General features: G+C 57.7%; 18 protein-coding genes. 5 read left to right on the top strand and 13 right to left on the bottom strand.

Annotated elements, in window-relative coordinates:
• Positions 1–19: 19 nt before the first annotated feature.
• The 6 genes from gyrB to dnaA form a co-directional block, all read right to left on the bottom strand.
• Positions 20–2,074 carry a DNA topoisomerase (ATP-hydrolyzing) subunit B gene (gene gyrB, locus K341_RS0111350; protein ID WP_026762874.1) on the bottom strand — a complete coding sequence of 685 codons (2,055 nt, stop codon included), beginning with the start codon at positions 2,072–2,074 and terminating at the stop codon, positions 20–22.
• A gap of 140 nt (positions 2,075–2,214) precedes the next feature.
• Entirely contained in the window at positions 2,215–3,117 is a 903-nt protein-coding gene (locus K341_RS0111345) for a DciA family protein (RefSeq protein ID WP_026762873.1), read from the bottom strand.
• Positions 3,118–3,308: 191 nt separating this feature from the next.
• Positions 3,309–4,430, bottom strand: a complete 1,122-nt coding sequence (recF, locus tag K341_RS0111340; protein ID WP_026762872.1) for a DNA replication/repair protein RecF — start codon at positions 4,428–4,430, stop codon at positions 3,309–3,311.
• 2 nt (positions 4,431–4,432) lie between these two features.
• On the bottom strand, positions 4,433–4,648 hold the full coding sequence (locus K341_RS0111335; RefSeq protein ID WP_026762871.1) for an RNA-binding S4 domain-containing protein: 216 nt from the start codon (positions 4,646–4,648) through the stop codon (positions 4,433–4,435).
• A gap of 12 nt (positions 4,649–4,660) precedes the next feature.
• A complete protein-coding gene (dnaN, locus tag K341_RS0111330) occupies positions 4,661–5,803 on the bottom strand; it encodes a DNA polymerase III subunit beta (RefSeq protein WP_009658851.1) in 1,143 nt (380 codons plus the stop codon).
• A 492-nt stretch (positions 5,804–6,295) separates the two neighbouring features.
• Entirely contained in the window at positions 6,296–7,759 is a 1,464-nt protein-coding gene (dnaA, locus tag K341_RS0111325) for a chromosomal replication initiator protein DnaA (protein WP_026762870.1), read from the bottom strand.
• 430 nt (positions 7,760–8,189) lie between these two features.
• Here dnaA and rpmH point away from each other — a divergent pair, with 430 nt between their 5' ends.
• The 5 genes from rpmH to jag all read left to right on the top strand — a co-directional run bounded on the left by rpmH (position 8,190) and on the right by jag (position 11,225).
• Complete coding sequence (rpmH, locus tag K341_RS12490; protein WP_009350867.1) at positions 8,190–8,324, top strand: 50S ribosomal protein L34; 135 nt, start codon at positions 8,190–8,192, stop codon at positions 8,322–8,324.
• A gap of 84 nt (positions 8,325–8,408) precedes the next feature.
• Positions 8,409–8,801 (top strand): ribonuclease P protein component, encoded by a 393-nt coding sequence (rnpA, locus tag K341_RS0111320; protein WP_026762869.1) that lies wholly within the window; start codon positions 8,409–8,411, stop codon positions 8,799–8,801.
• On the top strand, positions 8,798–9,016 hold the full coding sequence (gene yidD, locus K341_RS0111315; protein ID WP_026762868.1) for a membrane protein insertion efficiency factor YidD: 219 nt from the start codon (positions 8,798–8,800) through the stop codon (positions 9,014–9,016). Before rnpA ends, yidD begins: the two co-directional genes overlap by 4 nt.
• 537 nt (positions 9,017–9,553) lie before the next feature.
• Positions 9,554–10,231 (top strand): YidC/Oxa1 family membrane protein insertase, encoded by a 678-nt coding sequence (locus tag K341_RS0111310; protein WP_009658782.1) that lies wholly within the window; start codon positions 9,554–9,556, stop codon positions 10,229–10,231.
• A 1-nt stretch (position 10,232) separates the two neighbouring features.
• Positions 10,233–11,225, top strand: coding sequence for an RNA-binding cell elongation regulator Jag/EloR (jag, locus tag K341_RS0111305; RefSeq protein ID WP_026762867.1), 993 nt, complete (start codon positions 10,233–10,235; stop codon positions 11,223–11,225).
• Between the two features lie 189 nt (positions 11,226–11,414).
• Here jag and K341_RS0111300 read toward each other — a convergent pair whose 3' ends face one another.
• The 7 genes from K341_RS0111300 to K341_RS0111270 are packed head-to-tail and all read right to left on the bottom strand — an operon-like array spanning position 11,415 to position 18,618.
• Positions 11,415–12,464: a 2-hydroxyacid dehydrogenase gene (locus K341_RS0111300; RefSeq protein WP_009350859.1), complete on the bottom strand. Its 1,050-nt coding sequence runs from the start codon at positions 12,462–12,464 to the stop codon at positions 11,415–11,417.
• A gap of 39 nt (positions 12,465–12,503) precedes the next feature.
• On the bottom strand, positions 12,504–13,388 hold the full coding sequence (locus K341_RS0111295) for a class II fructose-bisphosphate aldolase (protein WP_026762866.1): 885 nt from the start codon (positions 13,386–13,388) through the stop codon (positions 12,504–12,506).
• A gap of 24 nt (positions 13,389–13,412) precedes the next feature.
• The gene (locus K341_RS0111290) at positions 13,413–13,994 is read right to left on the bottom strand and encodes a glycerol-3-phosphate responsive antiterminator (protein WP_009350857.1); all 582 of its coding nucleotides are present in this window, start codon (positions 13,992–13,994) and stop codon (positions 13,413–13,415) included.
• The gene (locus K341_RS0111285; protein WP_009350856.1) at positions 13,987–15,516 is read right to left on the bottom strand and encodes an FGGY-family carbohydrate kinase; all 1,530 of its coding nucleotides are present in this window, start codon (positions 15,514–15,516) and stop codon (positions 13,987–13,989) included. The genes K341_RS0111290 and K341_RS0111285 overlap by 8 nt, the downstream gene beginning before the upstream one ends.
• Before the next feature lie 27 nt (positions 15,517–15,543).
• On the bottom strand, positions 15,544–16,299 hold the full coding sequence (locus K341_RS0111280) for an SDR family NAD(P)-dependent oxidoreductase (protein WP_026762865.1): 756 nt from the start codon (positions 16,297–16,299) through the stop codon (positions 15,544–15,546).
• 14 nt (positions 16,300–16,313) lie between these two features.
• Positions 16,314–17,339 (bottom strand): 2-hydroxyacid dehydrogenase, encoded by a 1,026-nt coding sequence (locus K341_RS0111275; protein ID WP_026762864.1) that lies wholly within the window; start codon positions 17,337–17,339, stop codon positions 16,314–16,316.
• Positions 17,340–17,355: 16 nt separating this feature from the next.
• Complete coding sequence (locus K341_RS0111270; protein WP_026762863.1) at positions 17,356–18,618, bottom strand: PTS transporter subunit IIC; 1,263 nt, start codon at positions 18,616–18,618, stop codon at positions 17,356–17,358.
• Positions 18,619–18,632 lie beyond the last annotated feature (14 nt).

Genomic DNA, 18,632 nt, shown 5'->3' with positions numbered 1-18,632 from the left:
CTGTCTTCTCTTTAAGACATCAAATATCGAGATTTCTCACAAGCCGCGCATTCTCCTCTATGAACTGGCGGCGCGGTTCGACCTTGTCCCCCATGAGGATGGTGAAGAGCTCGTCGGCGGCTTCGGCATCCTCGGCGGCGACGCGCAGCATGGTGCGCTCGGAAGGATTCATGGTCGTCTCCCAGAGCTGCTCCGGGTTCATCTCGCCGAGACCCTTGTACCGCTGGATGGTCACGCCGTCGCGTCCGATCTCATCGAGTTTCTTTGCCTGCTCCTCGTCGGTGTAGGTGTAGAAATGCTTCTTGTCCTTCCGAATCTGATAGAGCGGCGGCTGCGCGATGTAGACGTGCCCGTGATCGACCAGCGGGCGCATGTAGCGGTAGAAGAACGTCAGCAGGAGCGTCCGAATGTGCGCGCCGTCGACGTCCGCATCGGTCATGATGATGATCTTGCTGTAGCGGCGCTTGCTGAGGTCGAACTCCTCGCCGATGCCCGTACCGAACGCGGTGATCATCGTGCGAATTTCTGCGTTGGCAAAAATTTTATCCAGGCGTGCCTTCTCGACGTTGAGGATCTTACCGCGCAGGGGCAAAATGGCTTGGAAGCGGCGATCGCGTCCCTGTTTTGCGGAGCCGCCCGCAGAGTCGCCCTCGACAATGTAGATCTCGCATTGATCGGGGTCTTTCACGGAGCAGTCGGCGAGCTTGCCCGGGAGACTCGAGACCTCAAGAGCGTTCTTGCGTCGCGTCAGCTCGCGTGCCTTGCGCGCCGCCTCGCGGGCACGGGACGCCATGAGCGCCTTGTCGAGTACCTTCTTGGTGACGTTCGGGTTCTCTTCGAAATACTCGGTCAGTCCCTCGGTGACGATGGAGTCGACGATGCCGCGCACCTCGGAGTTGCCGAGTTTCGTCTTGGTCTGCCCCTCGAACTGCGGCTCGCGCACCTTTAGACTGATGACGGCGGTGAGCCCCTCGCGGACGTCCTCGCCCGAGAGATTGCCGTCTTTTTCCTTCAGCACGTTCAGGCGGCGGGCAAAGTCGTTCGCCGCGCGCGTGAGGGCGATCTTGAAGCCCGCGAGGTGCGTGCCACCCTCCTCGGTGTTGATGTTGTTGACGAAGCTGTAGATGTTCTCCTGGTAGCTGTCGTTGTACTGCATGGCGATCTCGACAACTGTGTCGTCCTTCACGCCGTTGAAGTAGATCGGCTCCTCATTGATGGTCTCCTTCTTGCGGTTGAGGTGGGAGACAAAGGAGCGGATACCGCCGTCAAAGTGGAACGTCTCGCTGCGCAGCTCCTCGCCGCGCTCGTCGGTGAGCGTGATGGTGATGCCGTGGTTGAGAAACGCGAGCTCGCGCAGACGGTGTTTCAGCGTCTCAAAGCTGTATGTGGTGACGGTGAAAATCTCGGGATCGGGAACGAAGTGAACGCGCGTCCCGGTGGTCTCAGAGGTGCCGACCTCGTGCAGTTTTTCCGTTGTGTTGCCGCGCGCAAAGGCAATCTCGTAGATGTGTCCGTCGCGGCGCACCTGCACGTCCATGGAGGAGGAGAGGGCGTTGACAACGGAGACCCCCACGCCGTGGAGACCGCCCGAGACCTTATACCCGTCGCCGCCGAATTTGCCGCCCGCGTGCAGGACGGTGAGCACGACCTCGACTGCAGGCATACCGCTCTCGTGCATGTCGACGGGGATGCCGCGTCCGTTGTCAACGACGGTGATGCTGTTATCTTTATGAATGGTAACAGCGACGGTATCGCAGTAGCCCGCGAGCGCTTCGTCGATGGAGTTGTCGACAACCTCATAGACAAGGTGATGCAGTCCGCGTTCCGATGTAGAGCCAATGTACATACCGGGGCGTTTTCGTACTGCCTCGAGTCCCTCGAGCACTTGAATCTGCCCCGCGCCGTAGTCGGCGTCGACGGCAGTGACATCCGCGCCCATCTCCTCGGCGGAGATCGCAATCCCCGACAGATCGGGCGCGTCCGCCATCTCGGCAGCTTCCTGCATCTCCTCTGGTGTGAGCGGGCGGACTTCGGTCTGCTCTTCTTGCGTTTCGGGGGATATTTTTTTTGCCATTATTTCCTCTCCTTACGACGTAATACGGGATTTTTATCTATAAAAATATGGATATGAGAGCGTATAAATTGTAAAAACCTACTCCTGCGAAGCGTTCGACGAATAATGACGCTAGGCGCGAAAATCCCGCGTCACATCTCTCACGCCTTGCGGCGCTTCATCTCTTCCCAAAATTCCTTGGTCGTCACAAGTTCGTTCCGTAATTCCCAAAAGGTAAGTCTGATATGTTTCGGTGTGACCTGATCGCGCGGGATGCTGCGGTGAAGCATCGTGATCATATAGGCGTTGTCACTCGTTTGATCGGTGTACTCGGTCGCGTTTGCGATCTCACGGACAAGATCTGCACGCTCACTGCCGAGAAGGAGCGCATCGCAGGCGGGAACCTCTCTGACAACATCCGCGAGCTTTGCCCATGGTTGTGCACGTAGAACACGGCGCACGGCGCGCCGCAGTTCGCGCTGCTGCGCGCGCGCGCAGTCGTGACAATGCGTTCCTTCGATGAGGCGACCGCACAAGGGACACGGTGTATAGCCGCGGCTTTCCTTCAGGCGGCGCGCCTTGCGCGATACCTGATAGGCGCGCCGGATGCGTTTGCCCAGCTCCGCATCCTCTGCGGCGTCTGCGATGGATGCGCCGCGCGCGATCTCCGCATCGCTCAGTCCCGTTTTCTTCACGGCGCGCGCGTATGCTGCAGGAGTCTCCGTGTCCGCGCCCTCCTCGTCCGGGATCTCGGCGCGTGCGCGGCGGGTGAATGCGATCTCGCATACCATGCGGCTACCCGCACAATTATTGACACGCTGAACGATCTCGGGTGCACTCATCCGCATTTCGTTTTTCCAAACGGCATCGGGCGCATAGAGAAAGAGTTTTCCGTCCTTCACATAGACGGCGCGCACGCGGCGTGCAACCATCTCCCCCATGATGTCATTCCAATGACTAATTGTTGTATGGACGATGTAATCGCGTTCAAATTTCGCACCGAGCCGCCGAATCGCTGCGCGCACGTCCGCATCCGCCGCGGCAGTGCAGAGGGTGGTTCGCATGGGAGAGCCCCTCCTTTCAGAGTTGATATATTTTTTCAACTTACTTTTCTATTAAGAGCCATTCTAGGATGTCCTTCGCGATAATTTTTTGTATCTCTCCGCTCCGGGGCATGTTTCCCACCACATTGCAAACGGCACGCGCGCCTTGCATCGCAGGACGCGTACAACAATCCATACACAAAATAACGACGCTAGGAGTGAACCATTCCATGAGTTACATACCGATACGTCGCCCCCATCTCCTCCGCCGGGAAATACGCCGCATCCGTCGCTGTAATAAACGTCTGGATGTGTTCACTGCGGATGAAGGAGAGGAGCGCAGCGCGGCGGTCGGCGTCAAGCTCACTCATCACATCGTCGAGCAGCAGGATCGGTGCCTCGCCTACACTATCCCGCAGGTAGAAGAGCTCCGCGAGTTTGAGCGCGAGCGCTCCTGTACGCTGTTGTCCCTGCGAGCCGTAACTACGCAGACTCATGCCGCCGACAAAAAGAACGAGATCGTCAAGATGCGGTCCCACGCCCGTCGACCCGCGCGCAATATCGCGGACACGGCATTCGACCAACGTCTTATTATACCATAATTCGAGCCGATCTGCCATGCCGTCTTTTTCTCCCGTCAGATCCTCCGGCACATGAGCGATCTCATAGGCGATCGTCAGCTTTTCTCCCGCGGCGAGCACCGACTGAACACGCCCGGAGAGCGCACCTAGACGCTCCGCCGCGGCGATTCGCCGCGTAACAATGCGTGCCGCGCTGCGTGCAAGCTGCACGTCCCACGGCTCGAGTGCATCGACAGGGACAAGACGCTCGCGGATGTCCTTTAGGATCGCGCCGCGCTGACGCAGGATGTGCGTATAGCGCAGGAGCTCTCCATAGTACGCGGGGCTTGCCTGAGAGAGCTCAGCGTCGAGATAGCGCCGGCGCAGTGCAGGCGCCCCCTTGACGAGGAAGAGATCCTCCGGGGAAAAGAGCACCATAGGGAGGAGACCTACAAGCTCACGCTGCCGCAGCGGCTCTCCCGCACGCAAGATACGCCGCCTGTGCCCACGCTCAAATGTAAATGATAACTCTCCCGGAACATCATGACGCAGAAAGGAAAGATCAATCCGCCCCGCGCTCTCTCCCATACGAATGAGCTCCGCATCGCTCGTCGTGCGATGGGAGCGTCCAAACGAAGCGTAGTAAAGCGCCTCAATGATATTTGTCTTGCCCTGCGCGTTTGCGCCGAGAAAAATCTGAACACCAGGATCAAACCGGAGACCCAGTGTTTCATAATTACGATAAGAGTGAAGCTCGAGTCGTGTGATCCGCATAATTACAAAGCAGTGACACGGTAGATTCCGCCGCCCTCTATTGTAACAATATCTCCCGGCACAAGTTTACGCCGGCGCGCTGTCTCAACAGCGCCGTTGCGTTTGATGCGCCCCGCTGCAATCAGCTCTTTGACCATGCCGCCGCTCGGCACTTCTCCCGCAAGTTTCAAAAACTGATCAAGCTGGATGTACGCCGTATGAATCTCTATATCCATCACGTCAATGTATCCTCATCGTGTTCTTACAGGCGTTACAACGTATATATAATCCTTATCCGCCTCCTCACGAATGGTGATCGGCGAGAGGTTCTGCCCCTGCTCGTTCGGTGCCTGCAAAGAAAGGATACAGATATCGCTGTCGAGCGATTTCATCGCGTCAAGCAGATAGGAGGCGTTGAATGCGATGACCGCAGGATCGCCTTCAACTTCGGCTTCAATGGTCTCCTCGGCACGTCCAACATCGGGGCTGTTCGATGTGATATGAAGAAGGTTATCCTCAAATTCAAGTTTCACAATGTTATATTGATCCGTGCGCGATATAAGTGATGCGCGCTCAACAGCAGCGGCAAAATCTCCGGCATTCATCGTGACCTTTGTACGGATGTTTTCGTCTCTTGGAATGACGCGGTGATAATCGGGGAAACTGCCCTCAATGAGTCGTGAGGTCATATAGATGCCCTCTGCCGACATGCTGATTTGGTTGTAGGAGCAGACAATCTCGATGTCCGTTGGAACTTCACTCGTGATGGTGCGCGTTACTTCTTCAAGGAATTTCGCAGGAATGACGACGCGAATCTGCCCTGCATCCGATTCGATGTGCTCGCTTTTTACAGCAAGACGATGTACGTTCGTCGCCGCAAGCGTGATCTCTCTTCCCTCGACTTCGAGCTGACAGCCGGTAAATACGGGACGGCGGTCGCGCTGTTCTTCCTTCATGCAGGCAAATGCAGACTTCTTGACAAGATGTGCAAGTACACGGTCTTTGATAGTGAACCGCAGTGTTCCGTCCATACGCTGTAATTTTGGGAAGTCATCGACTTCCATTTGGCGCAATGTAAAGCGTGCGTTTCCTGATGTGATTACGCCAAGACCGTCTTCGCTGATACAGTCGATAGATACCTCGTCGGCCGGAAGCTTTCGTGTGAACTCGGTGAGATATTTGCCGGGAAGAATTGCTGCGCCCGGCGTTTTGACTTCTGCGGGGATGGTAAGGATGAATCCGATCTCGTAGTTTGTAGACTGAAGTTCAAGCTGACCGTCCTTTGCAGAGAGATAGATTCCTGAGAGGATGGGTGTTTGCGGCTTCGTCGAGAGTCCTTTGCTGACAATTTGAAGAGCGGTGAGGAGGTCGCTTTTGCCGAGCGTGATGTTCATATGGTGTCCTTTCTGCGGAGGAAGCGCGCCGAAGGGCGTGCCGTTTTTCTATGGTCACTTGTATAAAATAAATATAGTAGCCGTAGTAGTAGGGGCTGTGGATTTGTTGAAATGTGGTTGTGTGTATCGTAATTGCTTGATCTTGATTGTGGAAAAATTGTGGAGAATAATTGTGCGGTTATCCACAGTTTAGACAGATCGGCAGCAGATGCTGAGTTATGCACAGTACGTCCACATGATATGAGGGGGAAAATTCACATAGATATACACAGGGAGTTTGGTCTTAGATTACCGTTGTCAACCTCAATGTCCGAATACATGGCGCAGCGATGCGTAAAAACCCCCGCGTTATACCGAAAAACTAAGAGATGTGTCAGCTTGGATGCATAGCTAGGAATTGCGGCAAACGTGAGGAAGGCGTAGTCAAAAGCCTACGTCGACGAAGCGTTTGCCAAAAATGACGACGCTAGGCGCAAAGATCCCGATTCACGCCTAAATGCCGCGGATCTGGACGGTCAGACTCTTTATTAGTGCATCCGTCGCCGCATCTTCGCTCACAAGGCTTTGAATCTTTTTATGTGCGTGGATCACCGTCGAATGATCACGGTTAAAGAATCCGCCGATCGTCGGCCACGATACATCCGTCAGCTCATGGCAGAGATACATCGCCACCTGCCGCGGAAATGCAATATCGTTGCTGCGCTTGGTTGAGCGGATATCTTCGCTCTTTATCTTGAAATGGGTGCAGACCATGCTCTCAATGATTTCCATTGTGATCCGCCGTCCCGTCTCTCCGCGCAGATAATTTCCGAGCGCTGCCACGCATGTCGACTCGTCGATCGGCAGGCGCATGGTTGACGCGTATTTGATGAGACGCGTGAGCGCGCCTTCGAGTTCACGGATATTGCTGTCCACGCGGCTCGCGATATAGGTCATCACATCGCCGGGAATGTCGATTTCCTCCGACTGTGCCTTTTTTTGAAGAATTGCCATGCGTGTTTCGAACTCCGGGGGCTGAATATCCACGACGACGCCGCCGGAAAACCGCGATATAAGACGATCCTCAAGTCCCTTGACTTCCTGCGGCTGACGATCGCAGGTCATAATGATCTGGCGCCCGCTGTCGCGCAGCTTGTTGAACATTTGGAAAAACTCCGCCTGTGTTTGCAGCTGTCCGGAGAAGAATTGAATATCGTCGATGAGCAATACGTCAATAGCATAATATTTTTCACGGAACTCATCCGTATTTTTTTTGCCGATGGCACTGATGAATTCGTTCGTGAAATCCATGCTGGCGATATAGAGCACGCGCTTATCGGGATGATCTGCGAGGATCTTATGACCGACCGCGTGCATCAGATGCGTTTTGCCGAGCCCCACGCCGCCGTAGATGAAGAGCGGATTGTTGGAAGGCAGTCCCGGCGCCTCTGCGACGGATTTTGCCATGGCATAGGAAAACTGATTTGATCGTCCTGTGACGAATGCATCAAAGGTATATTTCGGATTCAGCGTTGTTGCATCGTCCGGCGCCGCTGCGTGAGAAGTTCCGGCATCCGGTACGGGCGGCGTGAGCGGGAGTGCGCCCTGTGCAGGCGAAGAACTGCCGTAGGAAGCAATCTCATCTGCCGTCGTGCCCGCACCGTCCAAAGAACTGCTCGCATGTTCCCGTGGTGCAGGGGATTTCGGTGCTGTGGAGGGATCCACAACGAGGCGGAACGTGTAGACGGCATCGAGCGCGGCATGTGCCGCGTCGCTGAGCAGAACGAGATAGCGCTGTTCGATGAACTGTTTTGTAAATGCATCCGGCACGGCAAGTACCAGCTCGCTGCCGTTTTGCGTGATGGGAACGATCCGCGGAAGCCACTTCGTCACTGCTTCCTGCGGCAGGATACCGTCCGTCTTTTCTAAAATCTGCCGCCATAGAGCGGTAATTTGGGGATGCTTTTCTTCCGACATGCAATCGAATCCCTTCAAAAAAATTTTTTTGGTACCTGTTTATCAACAGGATTATTCACAGTTGTTGATAAGTTCATCGGTGAGAACTATAAGAAAATGCAAGTATGTGAAAAATTATGCACGATTTTTGCACAGGTTTTCAACAATGGAGTGGGGATATTTCAGCAAAAATAACAAGCTTATCAATAGCAGTTTTGGCTCGTTTGACAAAAAGCACACAAAAATAGACCCCACGCACTTTGACAGGAATATTTTAGCAAAAAGTAATGGACTTATCAATATTGGCTTTTGACTCTTTGACGAAAAAAACATAACAAAATACGCCCCGCTCGCCTTGACAGCGCGGCTTTTCTTCGTCTATAATGACCGAAGTGAAATCATAGATTTGAAAAGCTGCAATCAATGCAGCGGTAAAGGAGGTGACGATGAGGTGAAGAGAACGTATCAGCCGAATAACCGTTGGAGAAAAAAGACACATGGATTCCGTGAGCGCATGAAAACGAAAGGCGGCCGCCTCGTACTACAGAGAAGGCGTCGGCGCGGCAGAAAGAAACTCTCGGCGTAATGTGTTTGGCACCGATCGAATCACGCGAGACGGCGCCGGACTGAAAGCAGGAGGTCACCGCGGGTGACCTCTTTTTTATGAATCATGAACAAGCAGAGATATACGCTCTCGCGCGCGCAGATAATCAAGCGGCGCAGCGATTTTCAAAACGTCTATCATAAAGGAACCGCCTTCCCGGGGCGGTATATGATCCTCTACATCCTGCGCGATGCGGGCGTTGCGGGCAAAGTCGGCTTTGCTGCGGGGAAAAAATTGGGATCTGCACCCGTGCGCAGCCGCACAAAGCGTCTTATGCGCGAAGCATACCGTCTCATGCAGTACGAACTGCGCCCCGATGTCGGCATCCTGCTCATCGGACGCGCAGGGCTTGCCGACCATAAAATGCAGGATGCTGCTGCAGATTTGAAGAAACTCGCGCGCCGTGCAAAGATTCTCATTCCTGCGGGACATGCGCCGCGCCGGGAGGGGCATTCATGAAGCGGATTCTTCTCTTTGTCATTCGGTTTTATCGCAGCTGCATCTCGCCGTTCCTCCCGCTCATGTGCAGGTATCAACCCACCTGCTCCGCGTACGCGATGGAGGCGATTGAGCGGTACGGCGCGCGGCGCGGCGGATGGATGGCGGTGCGGAGGATACTCAGGTGTCATCCGTGGCATGAGGGCGGCTACGATCCCGTAAGGCGTGAGACGTGATCTTTGCGCACAGCGTTGTCATAACTTCGAATGCTTCGCTAGGAGTAGCTTTTTTACTACGCCGTCGCTCGCATTCTCGTTATTCCTAGCTGTGCATCAAAGCTGACGCCTCACTTGCTATACGGTGTGAAACGTGACGCGGGATTTTGGCGTCATTACATCGTGGGAAAAACCTGCACGTGATACGCGCCCTCCCGTCCGCTATGGCGGTGCATCGTATAATCATCAGCCGGTGAAATGGGGATCATCGTATTCTTTAATATAGCGCACGTCTCACACCATGTTCTGATTGTGCGTGCCGTTTGTAACGCGGTGAGAAAGATACCCTGAGCCGCGCGTCAACCCTGCGCTGCCCTAATGTTTTTCGCATCGCACGCCGTTTGCGCAGCGACAAGAATGTGCCCGCGAACTAAAGATACAATTCATCTCGAATCCAAAAATCATACCCCATAGTTTCAAAAAACAAATAAAACCGCAGAATATTCACAGTATTGTATATGCGCAACAAAAACCGCGCGCATAGAGGAGGAACAATCCTTGATCGAATTTTTCAGCAGCCTGTTCGCGCCGATCATCCACTTGCTTCAGATGATCCTCAGCGCATTTTACACCGTTACCGGCGCCGCCGGACTCGAGAGCTACGGCTTCCCGATCATTCTGCTCACCATCCTCATCAAACTGGTCACCTACCCCCTTACCGTCAAGCAGGTCAAATCCATGAAGGCGATGCAGGAAATCCAGCCGAAGATGAAAAAAATCCAGGAAAAGTATAAAAACGACCCGCGGATGCTCCAGCAAAAGACCGGAGAACTCTTTCGTCAGGCAGGGGTCAACCCGCTCGCGGGCTGTCTCCCGCTCCTCGTCCAGATGCCGATCCTCATGGGCATGTACTACGCACTCTTTAACTTCGCCTACCCGAGCGAAGCCGCCGAAGCGTTTCTCTGGATCCCGCACCTCTCCGCGCCGGATCCCCTTTACATCCTGCCCGTCCTCTCCGCATTGACCACATTCCTCCAGCAGAAAATGACGAGCACCGAGATGAACCCGCAGATGAAAATCATGATGACCGTCATGCCGCTTTTCATCGGCTGGATCAGTCTGAACTTCCCCGCAGGACTCGTCCTCTACTGGGTCACCATGAACATCGTCCAAATCGCGCAGCAGTGGTGGATGTACCGGGGCGACGAAAAAACCGCCCCCAAGGAGGCAGCATAACATGGCAGAAATCGTAGAAAGCACAGGAAAAACCGTAGAAGACGCACTCGCCGCCGCCCTTGACAAGCTCGGCTGCGGACGCAGCGAAGTCACCTATGAAATCATACAGGAACCTTCGAGCGGATTCCTCGGACTCTGGGGCAAGCGCGAGGCGCACATCCGCGTCACGACACGCCCGGTCATCCCTGTGCAGCGCAGCGAAACGAGCAATATTCCCGCCCCCACCGTCACCGCAGCGGCAGACGAATTCCCGCGTCCGCAGAAACGTTTCCATACCGACCTTCGCAGCAGTGCCCGCGCTCCGAAACCGGAGCAAGGCAGCCATACATCCGCCGTGCATCCTGAGCGCACGGAACGTCCCGAGCGGCGCAGCCGCTATGACCGCGACAACAGCGAACGCTCTGCACGACGCCATCAGGAGGATCGCCCCTCCTATGATCGCCCGCGGTACGAAGAACGTGCCAAGAGAGAGGGCGAACTGCCGCTCATCCCTGCATCGCCCGAGATGCGCGCCCGCGCCGAAGGATTCCTCAGCGAAATATTTGCCGCTATGGGACTCACCGTCACCCTCATCCCCAGCGAAACCCCCATCGGACTCGTTTACAATATGCAGGGAGACAACCTCGGCATTTTGATCGGCAAGCACGGGCAGACGCTTGACTCCCTCCAGTATCTTACCAATCTCGTTGTCAACAAGAATCCCGGCAGCGGCTATACCCGCATCATCCTCGATGTCGAGGACTACCGCGCGCGCCGCGAAGAGACTCTCACGCGCCTCGCGGGACATCTCGCGGACAAGGCATGCCGCATCGGCGAAGAGATCCGTCTCGAACCCATGAGCCGCCATGAACGCAAGATCATCCACATGGCGCTCCAGGACAATCGCCGCGTCACCACCTACAGTGCCGGCGAGAATCCTCGCCGCTACGTCGTCATCGTTCCCAAGCGCCGCCGCTATAACCGCGGCGGATATGACGATACATCGTTTGAATAACGGTCTTCAAGAATCGGTGCTGTCAAATCAAAAAGGACAATCCATGCGGATTGTCCTTTTTGTGTTTCACATATTGTGATGCGCTTGATTTGAAGTATCCAAAACATCTTCGATGAATTCCTCGGCAGTGGAATAGGCTTTTGCGGGAAAGTCGATGGGTTTGGAATCGCGGTTATAATATTATCATTGTCACGACCGCATATTGCGTACGTTGACCATCTCCTCGCCTCTTAGACAGCGCGTCAGATCCTCCAGGCCGATCTCGACGGATGTTCGCATGGTGTCGCAGGAGGTGCCGGCGAGGTGGCTGGTCAGTGTGATGTTGTCGAGCTGCAGATAGGGATGATCCGCGGGCAGCGGCTCCGTATCGTAGACGTCGACAGCCGCGCCGCCGATCGCGTGCGTGCGCAGCGCTTCCGTGAGCGCGGCGGTATCGACAAGGCCGGCGCGCGCGGTGTTGATGAGGTACGCGGTCGGCTTCATTTTCGCCAGTTCCGCCGCGCCGATGAAATGCGAGGTCTGCTCCGAGAGACGCAGATGGAGCGTGACGATATCCGACCGGGCGAGCAGCTCGTCCAGTGAGACGAAGGAGACGTCTTGATCGGCAGCTGTCTGCGGATCGATATAGGGATCGTGCACCAGTACGCGGCATTCGAATCCCTTTAGCCGCTGCCGCACGCGCCGACCGATATAGCCGTAGCCGATGATGCCGACGGTCATTTTCCGCATGTCGTGGATATAGGATTGATTGACGTAGGACTTGCGCCATGTCCCCTCCATGAGGTGCCGGTGGCTGCGCGCGATGTTCTTGTTCTCTGCGATCATCATGCCGACGGTGAAGTCGGCGACGGCGTTCGCGCTGCGCCACGGCGCGTTGACGAGGAGAACACCGCGTTCGGTCAGCAGCGGCACGTCGGCGTTCTCGTAGCCGCCGCGCAGGACGGCCGCCACCTTGAGCCGCCGGGCGCGCGCGAGCACCGCGCGGTTAATGGAGGCGACGTGGACGACGATGATGTCCTTGTCCGCGCAGTGTTCCAGCAGTGCCGCGCAGCTTGGCGCGGCGTCGATGCCCTGCTGTTCGATGAGCGTCATGCGGTCGGTGATCGGCCCCATGGCGTACATGTCCGTATCCTCGACGATCGTGACCTCGGCGCCGTACCGCTCGAGGCGGCGAAAGTCTTCCATCATCTCCGTGGTGATGCCGCCGTCGGCGACGCAGAGAATCTTCGTTTTATCCATAGAAAACAGCCTCCTTTTCTCGGCGGGATGCCGCTGCGGTCACGCCTTGCCGGCCGAGCCGACGAGCGCGATCTTGCGCCGCACGACTTCGCGCAGCGCGGCGAGCGGTTTTTGATAGAGCTGATGCGGCCAGATCGCGAGGTGCTGCGCATGCGCGAGCTCTTCTTTCAGTGCGCCGTTGAATGCCGTCAGCATCTCGGAGAAGATGTTCAGCTTGCAGATGCCGAGCGCGACGGCTTTTCGGATCTGATCGTCCGGCGTGCCCGAGCCGCCGTGCATGACCATGGGAACGGGAGAGATGTCGTTCAGCGCCGCCAGCCGGTCGAAATGGAGTTTCGGTTCATGCACGTACAGGCCGTGCGCCGTTCCTACGGCGACGGCGATACAGTCTGCCTCCGTGCGGGCGATGAAGTCGGCCAGCTCGTCCGGCTGCGTGAGGAAGTCATCGGGGTTGTCGAACCCCGTTTTTTTCTCTGCGCCGATCTCGCTGCTGCCGACGATGCCGTCGCCCACATGGCCGAGTTCCGCCTCGACGGTTACGTCGAACCGGTGCGCGTAGGCGACGACCTCCCGCGTTTTGCGGATGTTCTCCTCCAGCGGGAGCACGGAGCCGTCGAACATGACGGAGGAAAAGCCGCCGTCGACACATTCTTTGATGAAGTCGAGGTCGGTCGCGTGATCGAGATGCACCGCGACCGGGACGTCCGCCGCGGCGGCAAGTGCTTTGACAGAGTCGAGCCAGTAGGGGAGCTTACCGTCCGCGAGATCGGGGGTCAGTCCCATGAGGATGACGGGGGAGCGCTCTTCCCGCGCGGTTTCCGTGACCGCCGCCGCCATATCGAAATTGCTCACGTCGAATGCGCCGATCGCATATTTGCCGCGCCGCGCGTCGGCGAGCATTTTTTTCATATTGACCAGGGGCATGTATATTCCTCCCTTATAAAAACGTTATTTTCCCGCGGATGCGCGCGGCCGGTCTCCCGGCTCCCACAGCGCCCGCGTGCTCGTCATGATGCCGTCGAAACCGCGCCGACGGAGCCGATCGGCAAACTCCTTCCGATCGATGAAGCCGCTCGCAAAGATCTTGCCCGAAAAGGCCTTGCGGAACACGTCGAGGAAGTCGTACGCGCAGATCGCCGGGCGGAGTTCGACGGCGTCCGGCTTCGTCACCTCGATGGAGCGGAAGGCCATCTCGAGGGAAAGCGAATCGAGCAGCGGAACCTTCCAGATCGTCTTCAGTCCGATCGCCTTCGCGCGGCTGATGTGATAGGGGTTCGCGCCGATGACAGCGTCCACTTTGTATGCTTTCTTCAGCATTTCAAAGGCGACGGTATCGTTTCCGAGACCGCCGATGAGTTCGTGGTTGACGATCGCCTCTTTGCCGTGCTTATGGCAGAGGCTCGTGAGTTCGGCGAGATTGCCGATATGGGATACCGTACTCAGCAGAATCTCGCGGTGCCGGGATTGCAGCGCACAGTCCAGTGTTTTCATATCCCGTACGGACGGGATCAGGATGAACGCCTCAGCCATCGCCCGCTCCGTCCCAGTAACGCAGGAGATGTTCGTTGAGCCGCTGCCACTGTGCGTAGCGATCCCGGTAGAACGCGGCCTTTTCCGGATTCGGGAGCACCGGCGCTTTCAGTTTCACAGAACGCGCGAAGGCGTCCTCGTAGCTCTCATATACGCCCGCGCCGATGCCCGCGACGATGGCGACGCCGTGTGCGCCCGTCTCGTCGGACGCCACGATCTCGACGGGGAGCTGCATCGTGTCGGCAAAGATCTGCGTCCACACGGGGCTTTTTGCCATGCCGCCCGTCAGGCGGATCAGCGTGGCGGGCAGGCCGGCACGGATGAGGAAATCGATGTGGAATTTGTGGATGAACGCGATGCCCTCGACGACCGCGTAGCAGAGATCGCCGTAGCTCGTATGCGTGTTGATGTTCGTAAAACCCGCGCGTGCGTTGACGTGGATGCTCGGGGAGGCGATGAACGGCTGGAAATACGGCGTGTCCATATTCGGCTCCGCCGCGCGGATCCACTCGTTCAGCACGTCGTAGTAGCCGCGCTGCTCGTAGACTGCAGCGAGGCGCGCCTTGTCGCCGAGCACGTGGTTGAACCATTCGTAGTTCGTGGCGGATGCGCCCGTGTACGAGCAGTTCAGATATTCGTTCTTGTGGATGTAGGGCATGTTGCTGGATGCATTCGGTATGACGCGGGTCGAATGCGTCTCGTTGATGCACCACGAGCCCGCGATCGACGTGATCACGCCGTCGCCCGTCGCGCCGGCGCCGACGAGGCTCGCGAGGATGTCCATCATGCCTGCGGCGATCGGCGTGCCCTCTTTGAGTCCCGTTTGCCGCGCGGCCTCTGCCGTCACCGTTCCGACGATCTGCTCGGGACTTGTATGCAGGGCGGGCAGCTTGTCGAACATCTCGGGAATGCCGTACAGATCGAGCAGCTCGCGCGAATACTCCATGGTGTCCATATCGATGAGGAACGAACCGCCGATGATGTTGAGATCCGTGGCGAAAACCCCAGAGAGGCGGTACATCAGATAGTCCTTGAACATCAGCACACTGCCGATCCTGTCGTAGACGGCGCGCTCGTGTTCCTTGTACCAGCGCAGGATCGGCCCGGGTTCGCCCGCGAAGAGCGTTCCGTGCACGATCCGGTTGATCTTGTCGTACGTGCCGTCCTTTTGATACAGTGCGAGGATATCGTTCGCGCGGTAGTCCTGCGAAAAGCAGCCGGGCGCGATCGACCAGCCCTTTTCGTCGAGAAAGACGACGCCGTTGCCGAATGATGTGACGCCGATGCCCGCGATGTCCTCCGGTGCGATGCCGGCGTCCTCGATCGCTTGTTTGATGCACTGTGAGACGATGTGCCACAGCTCGTCGACGTCGAACTCCTCGAAACCCCTGCCCCGCGGCGCCAGATGCATGCGTTCGGAGCTCTTCGTTGCGGCTGCGGCGACGACCTTGCCCGTATCGTCAAAGATGACCGCTTTGCTCGACGTATTGCCGGCGTCGATACCGATCAAATATTTCGTCATGCTCAAAACCTCCTTCCAATCGACCGATCAGCGCATCAGCATGCCGCCCGTGGCGTCCAGCGTGATGCCCGTCAGATAGTCCGCCTTGTTCGAACACAGGAAGACGACGCTGTAGGCGACCTCCTCCGCCTCTGCCACGCGCCCCAGGGGGATGCGCTTGCAGTAGTAGTCCATGCGCGTCTCCAATGCCGCGCGGATCATGGGCGTGTCCATGATGCCCGGCGCGACCGCGTTGACGTTGATGCCCCGCGGCGCGAGTTCGCGCGCGAGCGATACCGTAAAGGCGACGAGACCCGCCTTGGATGCCGCATAGTGCGCGTGCCCCGTCGTCGATCCGCAAAAAGCCGCCTGCGACACGACGTTGACGATTTTGCCCGTCCGGCTGTCAGCGTCAAGGTGCCGGGCAAAGTCGCGGCAGAGGACAAACGGGCTGACGAGATTGATGTCAAGCGTCCGCCGGAAATCCGCTTCCTCCATATCGAGGACATAGGCCTGCGGCCAGATGCCTGCGGCGTTGACTAGGATATCGAGCGGACCGAGGATATCGACGGCCGCGCTGACGGCGCTTTGCCGATCCGTCCCGCTCAGGTCGCAGGCGAGGCCGGCGGCGCGCACGCCGTACGTTTTACGCAGCACGGCCGCCAGCGCCTCTCCTTCGTCTCCGTGGCGGCTGACCGCGACGATGTTCGCGCCCTCCTGCGCGAGCAGTTCGCATACCGCTTTGCCGAGTCCCTTCGTTCCGCCCGTGACAAGCGCGTTTTTGCCATGCAGTCCGAGTTCCATGCTGCACCCCGTTTCTATCGTACGATCCAGTGCGAGGATCGGTCGCCCGAGAGTGCGGACGCCATCGCCTCGGCGAGCAGGACGGGCGAGCGCAGGAACGCGTCCGTCGTCCCGCCCGCCAGATGCGGCGTGATCGTGACGTTCGGGAGCCGTACCAAAGGATCGTCCGCCGCGGGCGGTTCGTGTTCAAAGACGTCGAGCGCCGCGCCGCGCAGCCGCTTGTTCCGCAATGCGTCGGCGAGCGCCGCCTCGTCCACGAGTCCCGCGCGCGCCGTGTTGACGAAATATGCCGACGGCTTCATAAGCGAGAACGCGCGCGCATTCATCATGTGTTTCGTTTCGTCCGAAAGGCGGCTGTGCAGCGTGACAAAGTCCGCCTGCGTGAGCAGATCGTCGAGCGAGACCTGTGTGACGAAGTCCGGAAAGACCGTCGCGTAAGGATCGTAACCGAGGAGGCGTACGCCAAACCCGTGCAGACGGTGGGCGACCTTGACGCCGACCTGTCCCATGCCGATGATGCCGACGGTCTTGCCCTCCAGATCGGGCACGGCGCCCGCGTTCGCATAGTCTCTGACCCAGCGGCCTTCTTTCAAATTTGCGTGCGCCTTCGCGATGTTGCGGCACTCGGCCAGCAGCATGCCGACGGTGAAGTCCGCCACCGCCGTCGCGTTCCGCCCCGGCGTATGGAATACGGCGACGCCCTTCGCGGATGCGTACGGCACGTTGATATTTTCATAGCCCGCGCGCAGGACGCCGACGAGCTTCAGTTTTGTGCAGGCGTCCAGCACCTTTTTCGTAATGGGACAGAACTGTGTGATGAGAATCTCCGCATCGCGCAGCTGCTCCACGAGCGCATCCGGGACGTCGTAGGCCTCGCTGCCCTCCGTCTCTACGCGCAGGTTGATGTTCTGCAGCTCCTCATAGTCCCGCAGCGGCCAGTCGACGGTTTCGACCGTTACGCCGCGCTCCCTGTACGATGCAAATCCTTCTTCTATATACGACGATGGGATGAGCAGGTCGCCGATGCCGATGAGTTTCATATTGATCGCCTCTTTGTCACATGCCGATGAGTTGTCCAAGCTTAATCAGCGCCCAGCCGACGGGCGTATTGTACGCGGCCACGAGGTTTCCGAGCTCGGTCGACGTCACGTTGCTCGGCAGTCGGACGTTCGCCTGATCTGCCGCCATGCCGTAGACGCCCGAGAGATCGCTGCCCGCGTAGAGCGCGAGCGTTACGATGACGAGACCTGTGATGAAAATGCGGAACATGTTGCGCTTACAGAACGGCGCGACCATCGAGATGAGGAAGACGATGGACGCGAGGTCGACGAAGGGCAGCATGCGGTTGCCCGGCAGGATGATCGCGATAAAGAGCGTCGCGGGGATGAGCAGGAGTCCCGTCGCGATGATGCACGGCTCGCCGATGAGCAGCGCCGTATCCATGCCGATGTTGAACTCCCTGCCCGGAAAGACTTTTTTCAGCACCGTTTCGGCCTGGTCGCGGACAATCATGACGCCCTCCACCGTGATCTCTACCATCTTCGGCAGGAGAATCATGACGGCGGCGACTTGAACGGCGAGGAACGCGCACTGACCGACGCCCCAGCCCGCGAGGATGCCCATGCCCGCGCCGAGGATCGTCGCGAGCGTGATCGGTTTGCCGAGCACGCCGAGCTTATTGATGACGCCCTCCGGACTGAGGTTGATTTGATTCAGGCCGGGAATGCGCTCGATAACCGCATTGACGAGGATGCCGATCGGCACATAGACGCCGCAGGTCGCGTGGACGAATGCGACGCCCTTGAGGTTGTACATCTTCTGGATCGCGGGCGCCGTCTTGTCGGCGATGATGAAGGCGATCAGATAGAGGATCAGCGATCCGGCCGTTCCGAGCATGAGGCTGCCCGTCTCGCAGTAGATCATGGAGCCCGGCAGGAGGATCAGCCAGTAGTTGAAAATATCGATATTCAAAATCTGCGTCTTTTTGAGCGCGAGCAGGATGATATTGAGGAGGATTGCGCCCGGCACCACCATGGGGATCAGCGGCGACGACCAGCCGATCGCCGCGCTCGTCGCCCAGCCGGCGTCGATGACCGTCAGGCTCGCGCCGAACCGCGCGACCATGTCCTCGGACGCGGGACCCAGGCTTCCGAGCAGCATGGACACGATCAGGTTGATGCCGGTGAAGCCCACGCCGACGAGCATGCCCGCCTCGAACGCCTTGCCGACGGGCAGGCGGAAACATATGCCCAGAATGAAGAAGATCACGGGCATCATGACCGTCGGACCCAATGCTAAAACTTCGTTCAGAAATTCCATGTCGTTCACCTCGA

Source organism: Centipeda artemidis DSM 19719, assembly GCF_000426665.1.
In the GTDB taxonomy this organism is placed as follows: domain Bacteria; phylum Bacillota; class Negativicutes; order Selenomonadales; family Selenomonadaceae; genus Centipeda; species Centipeda artemidis.
Note: the sequence above shows the minus strand (reverse complement) of the source record. Positions and strands in the feature narration are given on the sequence as shown.